Here is a 15,294-nt window from a genome sequence, read left to right on the forward strand (position 1 = left end):
AAGCGCACGAATGTCCATTCAATGGTTCCCCGGTCACATGAACGCCGCCCGCAAGAAGGCGGAAGAATCCATGGAGAAGGTCGACATGGTGATCGAAGTGCTGGACGGGCGCATACCGCAGGCCAGCAGCAATCCGATGATCGAAAAGCTGCGCGTATTCCGCCAGCGGCCCTGCCTGAAGATCCTGAACAAGGCCGACCTCGCCGACCCCGCCGCCACCAGCGCGTGGATTGCGCATTACAACCGGCAGAAGGATGTCAACGCGGTCGCGCTTTCCTGCAAGAAGCCGTCCGACGTTGCAAAGATCGCGCAGCTTTGCCTGAAACTGGTGCCCAACCGGGGCACCGCGCTGAAGCCGCTGCGCATCATGATCATGGGCATCCCCAACGTCGGCAAATCGACGCTGATGAATGCGCTGCTGAAGAAGCGGGTCGCCAAGGTGGGCGACGAACCGGCGGTCACGAAGATCCAGCAGCGGCTCTACCTGGGTAATAACATCGTGCTGATCGATACGCCCGGCATGATGTGGCCGAAGATCGAGCATCCGAGCGACGGCCTGATGCTGGCAGCCAGCCACGCGATCGGCAGCAATGCGCTGATCGAGGAGGAAGTGGCGACTTTCCTGGCCGACGTGCTGCTCATGCGCTACGCACCGCTGATCAGCGCCCGCTTCGGCTTCCCGACCGAGGGCATCGACGGCGTCAGCGTCATCGAAGGCATCGCCAAGCGCCGCGCCTATCGCCTGAAGGGCGGCGAGCTCGATCTCGAGAAAGCCGCCCATACGCTGCTGCAGGATTACCGCAGCGGCGCCATCGGCCGGGTCAGCCTGGAAACGCCGGAAAGCCGCGTGGCGCTGCTGGCGTCATACAAGCCGTCGCCGTCGCTGGGCGAGGCCGCGGAAGCCATCGACGAAGACGAACAGGACGACGCGCGCTAAGGCAATTTTCCACCGCCGTTGTCCATGGCGGCTGTGGAACGAACAAAAATCCCGTGCCACCCATTTCGCAGCCTGCGCTGAACGAGGCCGCTGCGAAATCGCTCTGCAGCGAGAGTATGGGAGATCACATGGGCATATCCGAATTCCGGCAGATCGCCGAAGGTTTCTGCCGGCAGGCTGGCCTGCCAGACAGCCTGTCCATCGTCAGGGGCAATGCCTTTTCCATCCACGGCCGCCTAGCCTGGCTGCACTACCTCCCGGATTCGGATCAATGCCGGATCACTCTCGACCTCGGCCAGCCTGGACACGGTTTTCCTCCAGCCATGCTGCGCATGATGCTCGAATTTAATTGCGCGAATCAGTCCCGCCATCTCCCCGCATTGGGCATCAGTCAGAAGAACGGTCATGCATTGCTGATGCTGCATCCGTCGATGGCCGTGCTGCGCAAGGAAACGAGTTTGTTCGCCTTGCTCGATATACAGCTCAAGCCGGTGATCAAGGCATGGGTCGACTGCCTTGATGCATCCGACATCGACGGCATGGAAGCGCCCGTAATGCTGGACCGCGGTTTCGTTTAAGGAGCGGCAAATGCAAGCAATGACCCTGAATGCCGACCTGTCGCATTATTACCATGCCGAGCATCCCGTTTCTGCCCCGGATATTCGGGACCACGGAAGAATCGATGACGAATTGCTGCCGCAAAAATATCTGAAGCGGGAATCCGCGGAGCAAAAGGAAATAGCGCGCCACGCGTACTATTTCAAGTTCGCTGATGATGCCAGGGCCAGGCTGGAATCGCGTGGCCTGTGGATGGAAACATCCCCGGGAAGCGGCCGGTTCGAAGCAAGGCCGGATGCCGGAGAGCGGCTGGCAACTTCCTTTTCCAGGTTTCTTGGCTCGTTCATCAATTTCGGGTCGACTAATGAAGTCACCAGGCCTGCCGATGTCTGTTCCGGTCTGGTTCATTGCACGCAGGGGGGAATGAGCCCGGTAACCGCAATTGCCGGGACGATATTCATTTTCAACACGATCGTCGCGCAGTTGAAAAAAGCATTTCCCGCGCAAAAAAGCCATCTGGACCAGGCAGGGCGGCTGACTTATTTCAGCGCGTCGGCGGTGCATTCATTAGTTTCTGCTGTCCAACCCATCGTGCAGGAAGCAAGCCGTTCCCATGCTGATCCGATTTTCTCGATCGTGATGGTGTCGCTTGAACTGTTGCTCGGGTTCTATTCCACGGTGACGGCGACGGAAAGCGCGCTAGCGCGTGGAAACAGCCGGTCCAGCCTGCTTGGCGAACTCATCAACGCCAGGGATAAAGCGGCATCCTTCTTCCAAAAGGTGCAGGCATCCACTCCGGTCAGCCCGGAGGAGGCCGAAGCGTACGGACAGTTCATGGCGGTGATCGGCAAGCTGGACCAGGTCGCGGGAGAGGCAAGGTTTGCCAGCGCGGTCTCGGCGGCGGCGACCGCAAAGGAATGGCTGCGGTTCGGCGGCGCGGTTGCGGGAAATGAAACCGCGTACAAGCAGTTGGCGTCCACAAAAATCGCCGTCAATAATCTGGAATTGGTGGGAACCGCTGTCGCTGAAATGACGATGGCCCTGGTCGCCAATGTCCTCGATCTCGTGCACGGCATAGTCGTCGTCGCCAGATGCCAGCAAAGAATCGACCATGGCGTCGCGCTCGGAAAACAGATAGCCGCCGCGTTTCGGGAAATGACGATGCCCGAAATGGCCTTGCTGGCGAAAGGCGTTGCGGGAATGCTTGGAAAGAAAATTCAGGATGAACACTACGAGCAGGGATTCTCCTTTTTCCGGATATTCAAGGCCGCGGTGTTCATTGCAATCGGCATTGCAGCCATTGCGGCGATCGCGCTTTCCATCGTTTATGCGGCGCCACTCATCATCGGGCTGACAGCCGGCATCGTCCTGGCTGCCTTCTTTACCTTTCTGATTGCCCGTTCGGTGAGAGCGGCCGACCTCGTCCGGAGGGAAAAGAAGGAGGAAGAAGATTTCAACAAATACCAGTCCGTTCCCGGTAACAGGATGGTCGATCCGTTCGGGAACCTGTCGCAAAATCCCGAGAACAAGTTTTTTCTGTTGCATGCACTTTCAACTTCCCTGGTCGCCACGCCGGATACAGCGGGAAAGGAAGCGGAGCGCGATGCGCTTTTTACCGCGCTGAATTTCAATGAAATCGATATGGCGCTTCTGAAAAGCCTTGCGCGAAGCAGCGATACTCACGAAAAAAATATCGAAATGGTGACGGCGCAATTAACCCGGATGCTGGCGCTTAAATTCAGCGGCGCATAGTGCAAGCCTGATAAACAGCCCGCCAGGCCCGTTTTTTCGCGAGCAAATAAAAAGCCCCCGACGTATCGGGGGCTTTTCTTACAGCAGGCCGGAAGGCAATTACATCATGCCGTCCATGCCGCCCATACCACCCATGCCGCCCATGCCGCCCATGCCGCCGGCGCCGAGTGCTGGCTTGTCTTCAGCCAGTTCGACAACGGTGCAGTCGGTGGTCAGCATCAGGCCAGCGATCGACGCGGCATTCTGCAGCGCGGTGCGGGTGACCTTGGCTGGATCCAGCACGCCTTGCTCGACCATGTCGCCGTAGGTGTCGTTCGCAGCGTTGTAGCCGAAGTTGCCCGTGCCTTCCAGCACCTTGGCGACCACGACCGACGCTTCTTCACCGGCGTTCTGGACGATCATGCGCAGCGGCTCTTCGATCGCACGCATGACGATCTTGATGCCGGCTTCCTGGTCAGGGTTGTCGCCCTTGACATGGACGTTGGCGCGAGCGCGCAGCAGCGCGACGCCGCCGCCAGGAACGATGCCTTCTTCAACTGCAGCGCGGGTAGCGTGCAGCGCATCTTCGACGCGGGCTTTCTTTTCCTTCATTTCGACTTCGGTGGCAGCGCCAACCTTGATCACTGCAACGCCGCCTGCCAGCTTGGCAACGCGTTCCTGCAGCTTTTCACGGTCGTAGTCGGACGTTGCTTCCTCGATCTGCACGCGGACCTGCTTGACGCGGGCTTCGATGGTGGCGGACTGGCCGGCGCCGTCGATCACGGTGGTGTTTTCCTTGCCCACTTCGATGCGCTTGGCCTGGCCGAGGTCGTTCAGAGTGACTTTTTCCAGCGTCAGGCCGACTTCTTCAGCGATGACCTGGCCGCCGGTCAGGATGGCGATGTCTTCCAGCATGGCCTTGCGACGGTCGCCGAAGCCAGGGGCCTTGACTGCGCAGGTCTTCAGGATGCCGCGGATGTTGTTCACAACCAGGGTTGCCAGCGCTTCGCCTTCGATGTCTTCGGCGATGATCAGCAGCGGACGGCCAGCCTTGGCGACTTGCTCCAGCACCGGCAGCAGGTCACGGATGTTCGAGATCTTTTTATCGAACAGCAGGATGAACGGGTTTTCCAGGATGACCGACTGCTTGTCCGGGTTGTTGATGAAGTACGGGGACAGGTAACCGCGGTCGAACTGCATGCCTTCGACGATGTCGAGTTCGTCATTCAGCGACTTGCCGTCTTCAACGGTGATGACGCCTTCCTTGCCGACTTTTTCCATCGCTTCGGCGATACGGTCGCCGATGGAGCTGTCGCTGTTGGCCGAGATCGAGCCGACTTGAGCGATTTCCTTCGTGGTGGTGCAAGGACGTGCCAGCAGGCGCACTTCTTCGACCAGGGCGGTGACAGCCTTGTCGATGCCGCGCTTCAGGTCCATCGGGTTCATGCCGGCGGCGACATACTTCATGCCTTCGCGGACGATGGCTTGCGCCAGCACGGTTGCGGTGGTGGTGCCGTCGCCAGCGTTGTCGCTGGTGCGGGATGCCACTTCCTTGACCATCTGGGCGCCCATGTTCATCAGCTTGTCCTTGAGCTCGATCTCTTTCGCGACCGACACACCGTCCTTGGTGACGGTAGGCGAGCCGAACGAACGCTCCAGAACCACGTTACGGCCTTTCGGGCCCAGGGTCACCTTGACCGCGTTGGCCAGGATGTTGACGCCTTCAACCATCTTGGCGCGTGCGCTGTCGCCAAATACTACGTCTTTAGCAGCCATGTGTATTACTCCTTGAGTGTTCTTGATTGGGGTTGCAGCGGACAGCGCCGGAAGTTGCCGGCCGCTGTCCTGTCCATGGCCGGCAGCCTGCCTGGCGCATGGAAGTCTGCATTACTGCTGGACGATGGCAAGGATGTCTTCCTCGCGCATGACGAGCAGTTCTTCGCCATTGATCTTGACGGTCTGTCCGGAATACTTGCCAAACAGCACGCGGTCGCCGATCTTGACGTCGAGCGGACGGACTTGGCCGCCTTCGAGGATCTTGCCGTTGCCGACTGCCAGGACTTCGCCCTGATCAGGCTTCTCAGCCGCGGTTTCAGGGAGAACGATGCCGGACGCAGTTTTGGTTTCCTGGTCGAGGCGCTTGACGATGACGCGATCGTGCAAAGGACGAAGTGCCATACAAACTCCTAAATAATTGACAGTAATTGATGCGATACGGCCGGCTGCGCATCTGAAACGGCAACCAGCCACGAAATACGACGGTCCGAGGAAATTATTAGCACTCTCCGTCGGTGAGTGCCAAGTATAGGGGCGGTAGTGGTACTTTTCAAGGTCGGCGTCTAGAAGAAATAAAGCAGCTGGGCCATCCAGCCGATGAACGGACCCTGCTCGCGGACAGGCGTTTCGTCAAATATCGCGCCGAATTGCCGGGTTTCCTACAGCATTGCGAGGCATTTTCTGATCGTCGAAGCCGGTTCGGGCAGATAGGGTTGCACGATACGCCGCGTCCGCCAGCAAGCCACGCGTCTTGTCCCTTGTCCCTTGTCCCTTGTCCCTTGTTCCTTGTCCCCAGCACCTTTCCAGGATGATCATGACCACTTCCACAGACGCCGTCCCGCAGGGACACATTCCGCCGAATCCCGGCCTTCACAAGATCGTGCTGACCCTCAACGGCAGCCGCCGCGAAGTCGCCGCCGCGCCATGGACCACGCTGCTCGACCTGCTGCGGGAAGACCTGCAGATGACCGGCACCAAGAAAGGCTGCGACCATGGCCAGTGTGGCGCCTGCACGGTGCTGGTCGACGGCAAGCGCATCAATTCCTGCCTGACGCTGGCGGCAATGAAGGATGGCTGCGACATCAGGACGGTGGAAGGACTGGCGGAAGGCGACAGCCTGCACCCGGTGCAGCAGGCGTTCATCGACCAGGATGCTTTCCAGTGCGGTTACTGCACGCCGGGGCAGATCTGCTCGGCGGTCGGCCTGATCGCCGAAGGACGTGCGCAGACCGATGACGAAATCCGCGAATTAATGAGCGGCAACCTTTGCCGCTGCGGCTGCTATCCGAACATCGTCGCCGCGGTGCGCCAGGCGCAGGCTGACACCAAGACAACGGAGACACCATGAACCAGTTCGAACTCGCGCGCGCCGACAGCGTTGCCGACGCGCTTGCCAAGATAGCCGGGAACGAGCATGCCCGCTTCATCGCCGGCGGCACCAACCTGCTGGACCTGATGAAGGAGGATGTGACCCGGCCGCGCATGCTGATCGACATCACCCATCTCCCGCTGTCGAAGATCGAGGACGCGGGCAATGGCGGGCTGCGCATCGGCGCGATGGTGTCGAATGCCGACCTTGCCTATGACGACAAGGTGTCGCAGGCTTATCCGCTGCTGTCGACCGCGGTACTGGCCGGCGCGTCGCCGCAGTTGCGCAACATGGCGTCGACCGGCGGCAACCTGCTGCAGCGCACCCGCTGCTATTACTTTTACGATACCGGGACCGCCTGCAACAAGCGCGAGCCGGGCTCGGGATGCCCGGCGCGCACCGGCGTCAACCGTATCCACGCGATCCTCGGCGCCAGCGAAAGCTGCGTTGCCGTGCATCCGTCCGACATGTGCGTGGCGCTGGCGGCGCTCGACGCGGTCGTGCACGTGAACGGGCCGCGCGGCGAACGGCAAATCGCGTTCGAACAGTTCCACCAGCTTCCCGGCGACACGCCGGACATCGACACCTCGCTGGCGCCGGACGAAATCATCACCGCCGTCGAACTGCCGGCGCAGGGCTATGCGCAGCATCACAGCTATATCAAGGTCCGCGACCGCCAGTCGTATGCGTTCGCGCTGGTCTCGGTGGCCGCCGGGCTGGAGATGGATGGCGACACGGTGCGGTCGGCCGCGGTCGCGCTTGGCGGGGTTGCGCACAAGCCGTGGCGCAACCGCGAGGCCGAGGCGCTGCTGGTGGGCAAGAAGGCCAGCGACGAGCAGTTCCAGGCATTTGCCGACGCCGTGCTGCAGGATGCGCAGGCGCTCGAACACAATGCATTCAAGATCAATCTCGCCAGGCGCACCATTGTGCGCGCGCTGCAGCGAGCCGTTGCCATGGAGTCCGCGGAATGAAGACCACTACCAGTGAAATGAACGGCAAGGGCATGGAAGGCCGCATCGGCATGCCGACCAGTCGCGTCGACGGCCGGCTGAAAGTCACCGGCCAGGCGCAGTACGCTGCGGAATTCGCGGCGGAAGACCTGCTGTACGGCGTCGTGGTGTCCGGCGCGATTGCGCACGGCGAGATCAGCGCGATCGATGCCGCCGCTGCGCTGGCGGTGGACGGCGTGCTGCACGTGATGACCCATGAAAACCGTCCGCCCCTGCCGCGGTTCGACCGCAGCTACCGCGACGACGACACGCCGTCCGGTTCGCCGTTCCGGGCGCTCTACGATGAAAAGATCATCTACAGCGGCCAGCCGGTGGCGCTGGTGCTGGCCACCAGTTTCGAGGCGGCCCGGCACGGCGCGGCGCTGGTGAAGGTGAGCTACAAGGCCACGTCCCACCAGACCGATCTCGATGCGGTGCAGGCAGACGCCTACCATCCGCGCCAGGGCAAGGACGGCTTCCAGCCGCCGCCCAAGCCGCGCGGCGACGCCGATGCGGCGCTCAAGAAAGCCGAGATCAATGTGCTGGCCGAGTATTCCACGCCGGTCGAGCATCACAACCCGATGGAAATGCATGCGAGCACGGTGATGGTCGACGCCGACGGCAGCCTGACCATCTACGACAAGACCCAGGGCGTGCTCAACACGCAGCAGTATGTGACCGGCGTGTTCGGCCTGAAGCCGGAGCAGGTGAGGGTGATTTCACCGTTCGTCGGCGGCGCCTTCGGTTCCGGCCTGCGGCCGCAGTACCAGCTGTTCCTGGCCGTGCTGGCGGCGCAGGAAATGAAGCGCTCGGTGCGGGTCGTGCTGACCCGCCAGCAGATGTTCAGCTTCGGCCACCGGCCGGCGTCGCGCCACCAGATCGCGCTGGGCGCGGACAAGACCGGCAAGCTGCTGGCCCTCAAGCATGCGGCGGTGGCTGAAACCTCGCGCTTCGAGGACTATATCGAGGTGGTGGTCAACTGGTCCGGCTCGGCTTACCAGTGCGACAACGTCACCCTCGACTACAAGGTCGCCGCGCTGGACGTCTACACGCCGCTGGACATGCGCGCTCCCGGCGCGACGCTGGGCGTCTATGCGCTGGAGTCGGCGATGGACGAATTGGCGCATGCGGTGCATGTCGACCCGGTCGCCTTGCGCCTGATGAACTATGCCGAGAAGGACCAGAACACCGGCAAGCCGTTTTCGAGCAAGGAACTGAAGGCCTGCTACGAGCAGGGCGCGGCGAAATTCGGCTGGGGCAAGCGCGACCCTGCGCCGCGTTCCATGCGGCGCGGCAAGACGCTGGTCGGGTGGGGCATGGCCGGTGGCTTCTGGGACGCGATGCAGCAGCCGGCCAGCGCCAAGGCGGTGCTGTCGGCCGACGGCAAGCTGGCGGTGTCGTCGGCGACCGCCGACATCGGCACCGGCACCTATACCGCGATGACCATGATCGCCGCCGACACGCTGGGGCTGCCGCTCGAGAACGTCGTCTTCACGCTCGGCGATTCGTCGCTGCCGCAGGCGCCGCTGGAAGGCGGCTCGTGGACCGTGTCGTCGGTAGGCTCGGCGGTCAAATCGGTCTGCGAAAACATCCGCAAGAAGCTGTTCACCATCGCCCGCGCGATGCCGGACTCGCCGCTGGCCAAGGCTGGCGCGGACGAGGTCGAATGGACCGGGGGCAGGGTGCAGCTGGCGGGCCAGCCTGACAAGTCGCTTGCCATTTCCGACATCATGCGCAGCGACGGGCTGCACCGCATCGAGGAAACGGTCGACCAGTCGCCTGAGAAGAAGCAGAAGCAGTACACGATGCAGACCCATTCGGCCGTGTTCGTCGAGGTCGAGGTGGACGAGGACTTCGGCACCGTGGCCGTGAAGCGCGTGGTCAGCGCCATTGCCGGCGGCCGCGTCATCAACCCGAAAGCCGCGCGCAGCCAGATCGTCGGCGGCGTGGTCTGGGGCATCGGCATGGCGCTGCACGAGGAAACCCTGACCGACCATGCGCTGGGTCGCTTCATGAACCACAGCTTCGCGGAATACCATATCCCGGTCAATGCCGACATTCCCGACATCGACGTCGTGTTCGTCGAGGAGCATGACGACATCGTCAACCCATTGGGCGCGAAGGGGATGGGCGAGATCGGCATCGTCGGCGTGGCCGCGGCGGTGGCCAACGCGGTGTTCCATGCCACCGGCAAGCGCGTGCGGGACCTGCCGATCACGCTGGACAAGACGGTGTAGGCGGCAGCATTCCGCCGCTTGCTCACGGGTGGTGGAAGTCCCAGGCAAGGTTGGCGCCGCACAGGTCCTCGAGCGCGGTGCCGACCGATTTGAACAGCGTCAGCTGCGCCGCGTCGGTGCGTCCCGGATGCCTGCCGGCGCAGAGGTCGGCCAGCTCGGCGCGGATGTCGTCGCGCGCCAGGCAGCCTGCTTCGATCGGCTGCAGCAGGTCGCCGGCTTCGGCCAGCGCGCCGTTGAAGGTGTCGACGAACACGTCCGCTTTGGCCATCAGCGCATCGTCGGCCTCGCGCATGTTCGGGCGGAAGCCGCCGACCAGGTCGACGTGGGTACCCGGCCGCAGCCATCGTCCGCGGACCACGGGAACGGTGCTGGTGGTCGCGCAGCTGATGATGTCCGCGCTTCCGGCCGCCGGCTCCAGGTCTTGCGCGGTCAGCACGTCGATCGTGTCGTCGCCGAGGCGCTGGCGTATGGATGCGGCGGTACGGGCCGCCTTGTCCGGCGAACGTCCCCATACGGTAATGCGGCGGATCGGCCGCGCCGCGCAATGCGCGGCCGCCATGTAAGGCGCAAGCGAGCCTGTGCCGACGATCAGCAGGCTGCTGCTGTCGGCTCGCGACAGGTAGGACGATGCCAGCGCGGATGCGGCAGCGGTGCGGCGCAGCGTCAGCTCCTCGCCATCCATCTGGCATACCGGCGCGCCGGTCGCGCTGTCGAACAGCATGAAGATCGAATGCACGGTGGGCAGATTGCGTTGCGGATTGCGCGGCGCGACGGTCACCAGCTTGACGCCGGCATGGCGTTCCGGCTGCCATACCGGCATCAGCAGGAGGACAGCGTCATGGTCGGGGGAAATCGGGTGCACGTGTCGCCGCGGCGTTTCGGCGCCGGTGCGGAATGCATCGCGCAGGGCTTCGATGAGGACTGGATAAGGCAGCGCGGCGGCAAGCTGCGCCGCGTCGAGGTAGGGAATCATGGAGTGTGCCGGTCGCTGGGGAAGCGTCAGCGTAGCGAAGCGCCCCGGCGGCGTCAATCCGCGGGGGCGCAGCCCTGGTCAGGACAGTGATTAGCCGATGGTCAGGCCAACGTCGATGTTGTTGCGGGTGGCATTGGAGTAGGGGCAGACTTCATGCGCCTTGTTCACCAGCGCCTGCGCCGCATCGGCGGCCATGCCGGGCAGCGCTACCTGCAGGCTCACCGCCAGGCCGAAGCCGCCCTTGTCGTTCGGGCCGATGCCGACTTCCGCATTGACGGCGGTCTCGGCCGGCAGCTGCACCTTGGTGTGGGCGGCGACGAATTTCATCGCGGACAGGAAGCATGCCGCATAGCCAGCCGCGAACAGCTGCTCGGGGTTGGTGCCCGCGCCGCCGGCGCCGCCGAGTTCCTTGGGCGTATTCAGCGCGACATCCAGGTGCTTGTCGTCGGACGTTGCGCGGCCGTCGCGGCCTCCGGTTGCAGTGGCGTGCGCGGTATAGAGTACTTGCATGGCTTTCTCCGTGTCGTTGGAAATGGGGTGCTGCGTTCGAAGGACACAAGATAACGTAAAATTAAATTGTGTGCAATTGAATTTATCTGTGCCGCCGATAGCGTGGCGGTCTGCCTTGACGTCGACGCCCCCGGCAGCCCGGACCGGCTTATTCCTTGTTGCGGACCAGGCCGTCGCGTATCAGCGCCAGCTGCGCGCGCAGTCCCGTCACCGCCTGTTCGGACTGGCCGCTGGCGCACAGCACCTGCTGCGGTATGTCCTGCGCACGCCGCTTCAGCGCGCGGCCCTCGCGCGTCAGCGTGATCCGGACCTGGCGCTCGTCTTCCGTGTCGCGGGCGCGAACGATCAGGCCGGATGCCTCCAGCCGCTTGAGCAGCGGCGTCAGCGTGCCGGAGTCGAGGAACAGCTTCTCGCCTATGGTCTTCACCAGCAGGCCGTCCTCCTGCCACAGCACCAGCATCACCAGGTATTGCGGATAGGTCAGGCCGAGCTTGTCGAGCAGCGGCTTGTAGGTCTTGGTCATGGCCAGCGAGGCCGAATAGAGCGCGAAGCAGAACTGACTATCCAGGGCCAGTATGCTGTCCGGGCTCTTGGAAGGTTTGGACATCGTGATTCCTTGATTTGAACGGTGCGCCGGCAGCGGCGATAAAAACCGGTCGTGTTAGCCTTGCCGTTTTTTACTCTTCCGAATTACTCCGGATCGTATGCGAATTTCATTCAGACTCCAAGCCGCCATTGTCCTGGTTTTTGCCTGCGGCGGCGCAGCCGCGCAGGAATTGCCTGCCAGCGTAACCCAGGCATTGCGCCACGCCGGCATACCGTCGAGCGCCGTCGGCGCCTATGCGCAGGAAGTCATCGCGGGCCGCACGCTGGTGTCGTCGAACGCGCTGGCGCCGCTCAATCCCGCGTCCACGCTGAAGCTGGTGACGACGCAGGCCGCGCTGCAGCTGCTGGGGCCGACCTATACCTGGAAAACCGGCGCCTATGCGGCCGGCCCGCAGCGCGGCGACGTCCTCGAAGGCGACCTCGTCATCCGCGGCGGCGGCGACCCGCGCCTCAACGTGGAAAGCCTGTGGCTGTTCCTGCGCCAGCTTCGCGAGAAGGGCATACGCCAGATCAGCGGCGACCTGGTGCTGGACCATAGCCGCTTCGAGACGCGGCCGTTCGACGCCGCCCAGTTCGACGGCGCGCCGCTCAAACCGTACAATGCCGGCCCCGATGCGCTGCTGCTCAACTACCATGCGTTCGCGCTGCGCCTGACGCCGGACCAGGCCAGCGGCAAGGCCCGCGTCAGCGTCGAGCCGCCGGTGTCCGGGCTGCCCGTCAGCGGCCCCGTGCTGGTCGAAGGGGAGTGCGGCAACTGGAACGCCAACCTCGCGCCCAGCCTGACCGACCAGGGCATCGCCATCGACGGCACTTACCCGTATGCCTGCGGTGAAAACGTGCTGTATGCGCATCCCTACCAGATGAGCCGCGCTGCCTTCTTCGGCGCGGTGTTCCGCCGGCTCTGGACCGAGATGGGCGGCACGCTGGGCGGGCAGGTCCGCGACGGCCTGCTGCCTGCCGATGCGCGCCTGGTCGCCGAGTGGCAATCCGCGCCGCTGACCCAGGTGATCACCGACATCAACAAGTTCAGCAACAACGTGATGGCCCGCCAGCTGCTGCTGACGATGGCGAGCGAGGCCTCGCCGGCGCCGGCCAATCCGGAAGGCGGCGCCGCCGCGGTGCGCGGCTGGCTGATGGGCAAGGGCATCGATGCGCCCGACCTGGTCCTGGACAACGGTTCCGGCCTGTCGCGCAGCGAGCGCATCTCCGCCATTACCATGGGCCGGGTGCTGCTGGCCGGCTACAACTCGCCGACCATGCCCGAATTCATCGCCTCGCTGCCGCTGGTGGCGAATGACGGCACCATGCGCAAGCGGCTCCGGGACAAGCCCGTCGCCGGCCGCGCGCACATCAAGACCGGCAGCCTGGACGGCGTGCGCGCGATCGCCGGCTATGTGATGGCCGCCTCGGGCAAATGGTATGCGGTGGTCTGCATCGTCAATCACCCGAATGCCGGCGCGGCCCGCGAGCCGCTGGACCTGCTGGTGCAATGGATATACGAGCGGGGCTGAGCCTGGCCGGGCTCAGAGGATGATGGGCTTGTCCGACAGCTGGTTGACGCGTTCGCCGGTGGCCGGCAGCTTCCGGTGCAGCAGCTCGTTGAGCTGGCTGAGCGCCGCGACCGTGCTGTCGCGGAAAGCGCCGCGCTTCAGGTGGCCTATCATGGTGTCGCAGACCGCCTGCCACTCTTCGGGCTGCACCAGGCGGCCAACGCCGCGGTCGGCCACGATTTCCACCTGGTGGTCGGCCAGGTTCAGGTAGATCAGCACGCCGCAATTTTCCTCGGTGTCCCAGACCCGGTAATCCGAGAAAAGCATGCGCGCACGCGCGCGCGGATGAAGGTTTTCGAGCACGTCATCGAGCGGCATCGCCGGCTCGATGATCAGGCGCACCTCGGCCCGGTGCAGCCGTTCGCCCTCGGCGATGGTCTGCTGGATGTCGGCCAGCACCTCCTTGGAGAAAGCCCGGCGTCCGCTGGCCTGCGTGGTCGTCAGGTGCCGCCACAGTCTTTTCAAGTTTGTCATCACCAGTTCCCCGAAGCGCCGCCGCCGTCGAATCCGCCGCCGCCGCCGGAAAATCCACCGCCGCCACCGCCGCCGCCAAAACCGCCGCCGCCGAATCCGCCGCGGCTGCCGATGCTGTTGCCGATCGCGCTGCCGACGATGATGCCGGCATTGCGTCCCCAGTCATTGCCGCCCAGCCGGTTGCGGCGACGGCCGCCCCGCATGAACATCGGCACGATGAAGAACAGCCCGAACAGCAGGAAGGGCAGCCATGAGCCGATGCCTTCCTCGCCGCCTGTTTGCTGCGCGCGGGGCGCCGGCGCCGGCAGGTTTTCCTTGTCGATCAGCGCGGTGATGGCGGAAACGCCGGCCGACAGCCCGCCGTAAAAGTCGTTCTGTCGGAAATGCGGCGCGATCACTTCCTCCAGGATGCGGCGCGACTGGGCGTCGGTCAGCGAACCCTGCACGCCGCGCCCGGTCTCGATGCGCAGCCGGCGCAGCGCCGGCGTGTTGTCCCGCGCGACCACCAGGATCACGCCGTCGTCCACGCCCTTGCGGCCCAGTTTCCATGCATCCGCCACCCGTATGCTGAACTGCTCGATCGCCTCCGGCGCGGTCGAGCCGACCAGCAGCACCGCGACCTGGTTGCCGGTGCGTTCCTCCTGCTCCTTCAGCACGTTCTCCAGCGTGTCGCGCTGGGCCGGCGTCAGCATGCCGATGGTGTCGGTCACGCGCGTCTGCAGCGGCGGCACCGGCTTCAGGTCCTGCGCGCCTGCAAGCAGCACGCAGAATGCCAGGCCCAGTCCGGCCAGCCAGCGCGCGACCATGCCGGCCTTACTTGCCGAAGTTGACGGCTGGCGCATTGGAAATGGCTTTTTCATTTTCCACGGTGAACGACGGCCGCACCGGGTAGCCGAACATCTTCGCCGTCAGGTTGGTCGGGAAACTGCGCGCCAGCACGTTGTAGTCCTGCACCGCCTTGATGTAGCGCTGGCGGGCGACGGTGATGCGGTTTTCCGTGCCTTCGAGCTGCGACTGCAGGTCCCGGAACAGGCCGTCGGCCTTGAGCTGCGGATAGTTTTCCGACACCGCCAGCAGCCGCGACAGCGCCTGCGTCAGCTGTCCCTGCGCCTGCTGGAAGCGCTCGAATGCCTGCGGGTCGTTCAGCACCTCTGGGGTCACCTGGATGCTGGTGGCGGCGGCGCGCGCCTTGGTCACCGCTTCCAGGGTCTCGCGCTCATGGGAGGCATAACCCTTGACCGTGTTGACCAGATTTGGCACCAGGTCGGCGCGCCGCTGGTACTGGTTCACCACTTCGCCCCAGGCTGCCTTGACCGCTTCGTCGCTGCTCTGGAACTGGTTGTAGCCGCAGCCGGAAAGCAGGACGGCGAAGAGTGCGGCGCTAAGCCATGACAGCCATGTTTTCATAGAAATTTTCCTTATCGATTGGTGATGCGTCCGGGAGAGGGCTTCCCGCCTGGTCCGGATGCCGGGACGGTCCGTAAAGGCGCTTGCTCACTGCGCGGGCGCGATGATGTCCGAAACATAACATGGCAAGTTACAATGTGCGCGTCTGATGCAAGCAAGCTTGATCGTGGACATTTC

16 protein-coding genes are annotated in these 15,294 nt (G+C 63.8%); 7 read left to right on the forward strand and 9 right to left on the reverse strand.

The features are described 5' to 3' along the window. Positions 1 to 10: 10 nt before the first annotated feature. The 3 genes from ylqF to QOL82_RS01525 all read left to right on the forward strand — a co-directional run bounded on the left by ylqF (position 11) and on the right by QOL82_RS01525 (position 3,247). The gene (gene ylqF / locus QOL82_RS01515) at positions 11 to 937 is read left to right on the forward strand and encodes a ribosome biogenesis GTPase YlqF (RefSeq protein ID WP_283440447.1); all 927 of its coding nucleotides are present in this window, start codon (positions 11 to 13) and stop codon (positions 935 to 937) included. A 128-nt stretch (positions 938 to 1,065) separates the two neighbouring features. After that, positions 1,066 to 1,515 carry a CesT family type III secretion system chaperone gene (locus tag QOL82_RS01520; RefSeq protein ID WP_283440448.1) on the forward strand — a complete coding sequence of 150 codons (450 nt, stop codon included), beginning with the start codon at positions 1,066 to 1,068 and terminating at the stop codon, positions 1,513 to 1,515. Between the two features lie 10 nt (positions 1,516 to 1,525). Then, positions 1,526 to 3,247, forward strand: coding sequence for a hypothetical protein (locus tag QOL82_RS01525; RefSeq protein ID WP_283440449.1), 1,722 nt, complete (start codon positions 1,526 to 1,528; stop codon positions 3,245 to 3,247). Between the two features lie 99 nt (positions 3,248 to 3,346). On the opposite strand, the gene groL is transcribed toward QOL82_RS01525, so the two are convergent. The 3 genes from groL to QOL82_RS01540 form a co-directional block, all read right to left on the reverse strand. After that, on the reverse strand, positions 3,347 to 5,002 hold the full coding sequence (gene groL / locus QOL82_RS01530) for a chaperonin GroEL (RefSeq protein ID WP_283440450.1): 1,656 nt from the start codon (positions 5,000 to 5,002) through the stop codon (positions 3,347 to 3,349). A gap of 111 nt (positions 5,003 to 5,113) precedes the next feature. Next, positions 5,114 to 5,404 (reverse strand): co-chaperone GroES, encoded by a 291-nt coding sequence (groES, locus tag QOL82_RS01535; protein WP_194712855.1) that lies wholly within the window; start codon positions 5,402 to 5,404, stop codon positions 5,114 to 5,116. Positions 5,405 to 5,632: 228 nt separating this feature from the next. Further along, positions 5,633 to 5,818, reverse strand: coding sequence for a hypothetical protein (locus tag QOL82_RS01540; RefSeq protein WP_283440451.1), 186 nt, complete (start codon positions 5,816 to 5,818; stop codon positions 5,633 to 5,635). Here QOL82_RS01540 and QOL82_RS01545 point away from each other — a divergent pair. The 3 genes from QOL82_RS01545 to QOL82_RS01555 are packed head-to-tail and all read left to right on the forward strand — an operon-like array spanning position 5,817 to position 9,597. Further along, complete coding sequence (locus tag QOL82_RS01545; protein ID WP_283440452.1) at positions 5,817 to 6,350, forward strand: (2Fe-2S)-binding protein; 534 nt, start codon at positions 5,817 to 5,819, stop codon at positions 6,348 to 6,350. The genes QOL82_RS01540 and QOL82_RS01545 overlap by 2 nt on opposite strands. Then, a complete protein-coding gene (locus QOL82_RS01550; RefSeq protein WP_283440453.1) occupies positions 6,347 to 7,342 on the forward strand; it encodes an FAD binding domain-containing protein in 996 nt (331 codons plus the stop codon). The genes QOL82_RS01545 and QOL82_RS01550 overlap by 4 nt, the downstream gene beginning before the upstream one ends. After that, the gene (locus tag QOL82_RS01555; RefSeq protein ID WP_283440454.1) at positions 7,339 to 9,597 is read left to right on the forward strand and encodes a xanthine dehydrogenase family protein molybdopterin-binding subunit; all 2,259 of its coding nucleotides are present in this window, start codon (positions 7,339 to 7,341) and stop codon (positions 9,595 to 9,597) included. The genes QOL82_RS01550 and QOL82_RS01555 overlap by 4 nt, the downstream gene beginning before the upstream one ends. Positions 9,598 to 9,619: 22 nt before the next feature. Here QOL82_RS01555 and lhpI read toward each other — a convergent pair whose 3' ends face one another. The 3 genes from lhpI to QOL82_RS01570 all read right to left on the reverse strand — a co-directional run bounded on the left by lhpI (position 9,620) and on the right by QOL82_RS01570 (position 11,687). Continuing rightward, entirely contained in the window at positions 9,620 to 10,570 is a 951-nt protein-coding gene (gene lhpI, locus QOL82_RS01560; protein WP_283440455.1) for a bifunctional Delta(1)-pyrroline-2-carboxylate/Delta(1)-piperideine-2-carboxylate reductase, read from the reverse strand. Positions 10,571 to 10,660: 90 nt separating this feature from the next. Next, positions 10,661 to 11,080, reverse strand: a complete 420-nt coding sequence (locus QOL82_RS01565; protein ID WP_283440456.1) for an organic hydroperoxide resistance protein — start codon at positions 11,078 to 11,080, stop codon at positions 10,661 to 10,663. 148 nt (positions 11,081 to 11,228) lie between these two features. Then, positions 11,229 to 11,687 (reverse strand): MarR family winged helix-turn-helix transcriptional regulator, encoded by a 459-nt coding sequence (locus tag QOL82_RS01570; RefSeq protein WP_283440457.1) that lies wholly within the window; start codon positions 11,685 to 11,687, stop codon positions 11,229 to 11,231. A 169-nt stretch (positions 11,688 to 11,856) separates the two neighbouring features. Between QOL82_RS01570 and dacB the strand changes: the two genes are divergently transcribed. Next, entirely contained in the window at positions 11,857 to 13,197 is a 1,341-nt protein-coding gene (gene dacB / locus QOL82_RS01575) for a D-alanyl-D-alanine carboxypeptidase/D-alanyl-D-alanine endopeptidase (protein WP_283440458.1), read from the forward strand. 12 nt (positions 13,198 to 13,209) lie between these two features. Here dacB and QOL82_RS01580 read toward each other — a convergent pair whose 3' ends face one another. Genes QOL82_RS01580 through QOL82_RS01590 form a run of 3 tightly spaced genes read right to left on the reverse strand, consistent with a single transcriptional unit; the run spans position 13,210 to position 15,117 of the window. Further along, on the reverse strand, positions 13,210 to 13,710 hold the full coding sequence (locus QOL82_RS01580; RefSeq protein ID WP_283440459.1) for a TPM domain-containing protein: 501 nt from the start codon (positions 13,708 to 13,710) through the stop codon (positions 13,210 to 13,212). Beyond that, positions 13,710 to 14,552 (reverse strand): TPM domain-containing protein, encoded by an 843-nt coding sequence (locus tag QOL82_RS01585; RefSeq protein WP_430438420.1) that lies wholly within the window; start codon positions 14,550 to 14,552, stop codon positions 13,710 to 13,712. The genes QOL82_RS01580 and QOL82_RS01585 overlap by 1 nt, the downstream gene beginning before the upstream one ends. Then, positions 14,524 to 15,117: a LemA family protein gene (locus QOL82_RS01590; RefSeq protein WP_283440460.1), complete on the reverse strand. Its 594-nt coding sequence runs from the start codon at positions 15,115 to 15,117 to the stop codon at positions 14,524 to 14,526. The genes QOL82_RS01585 and QOL82_RS01590 overlap by 29 nt, the downstream gene beginning before the upstream one ends. Between the last annotated feature and the right edge of the window lie 177 nt (positions 15,118 to 15,294).

This window comes from Noviherbaspirillum suwonense (assembly GCF_900182955.1).
GTDB classification, from domain to species: domain Bacteria; phylum Pseudomonadota; class Gammaproteobacteria; order Burkholderiales; family Burkholderiaceae_D; genus Noviherbaspirillum_A; species Noviherbaspirillum_A suwonense.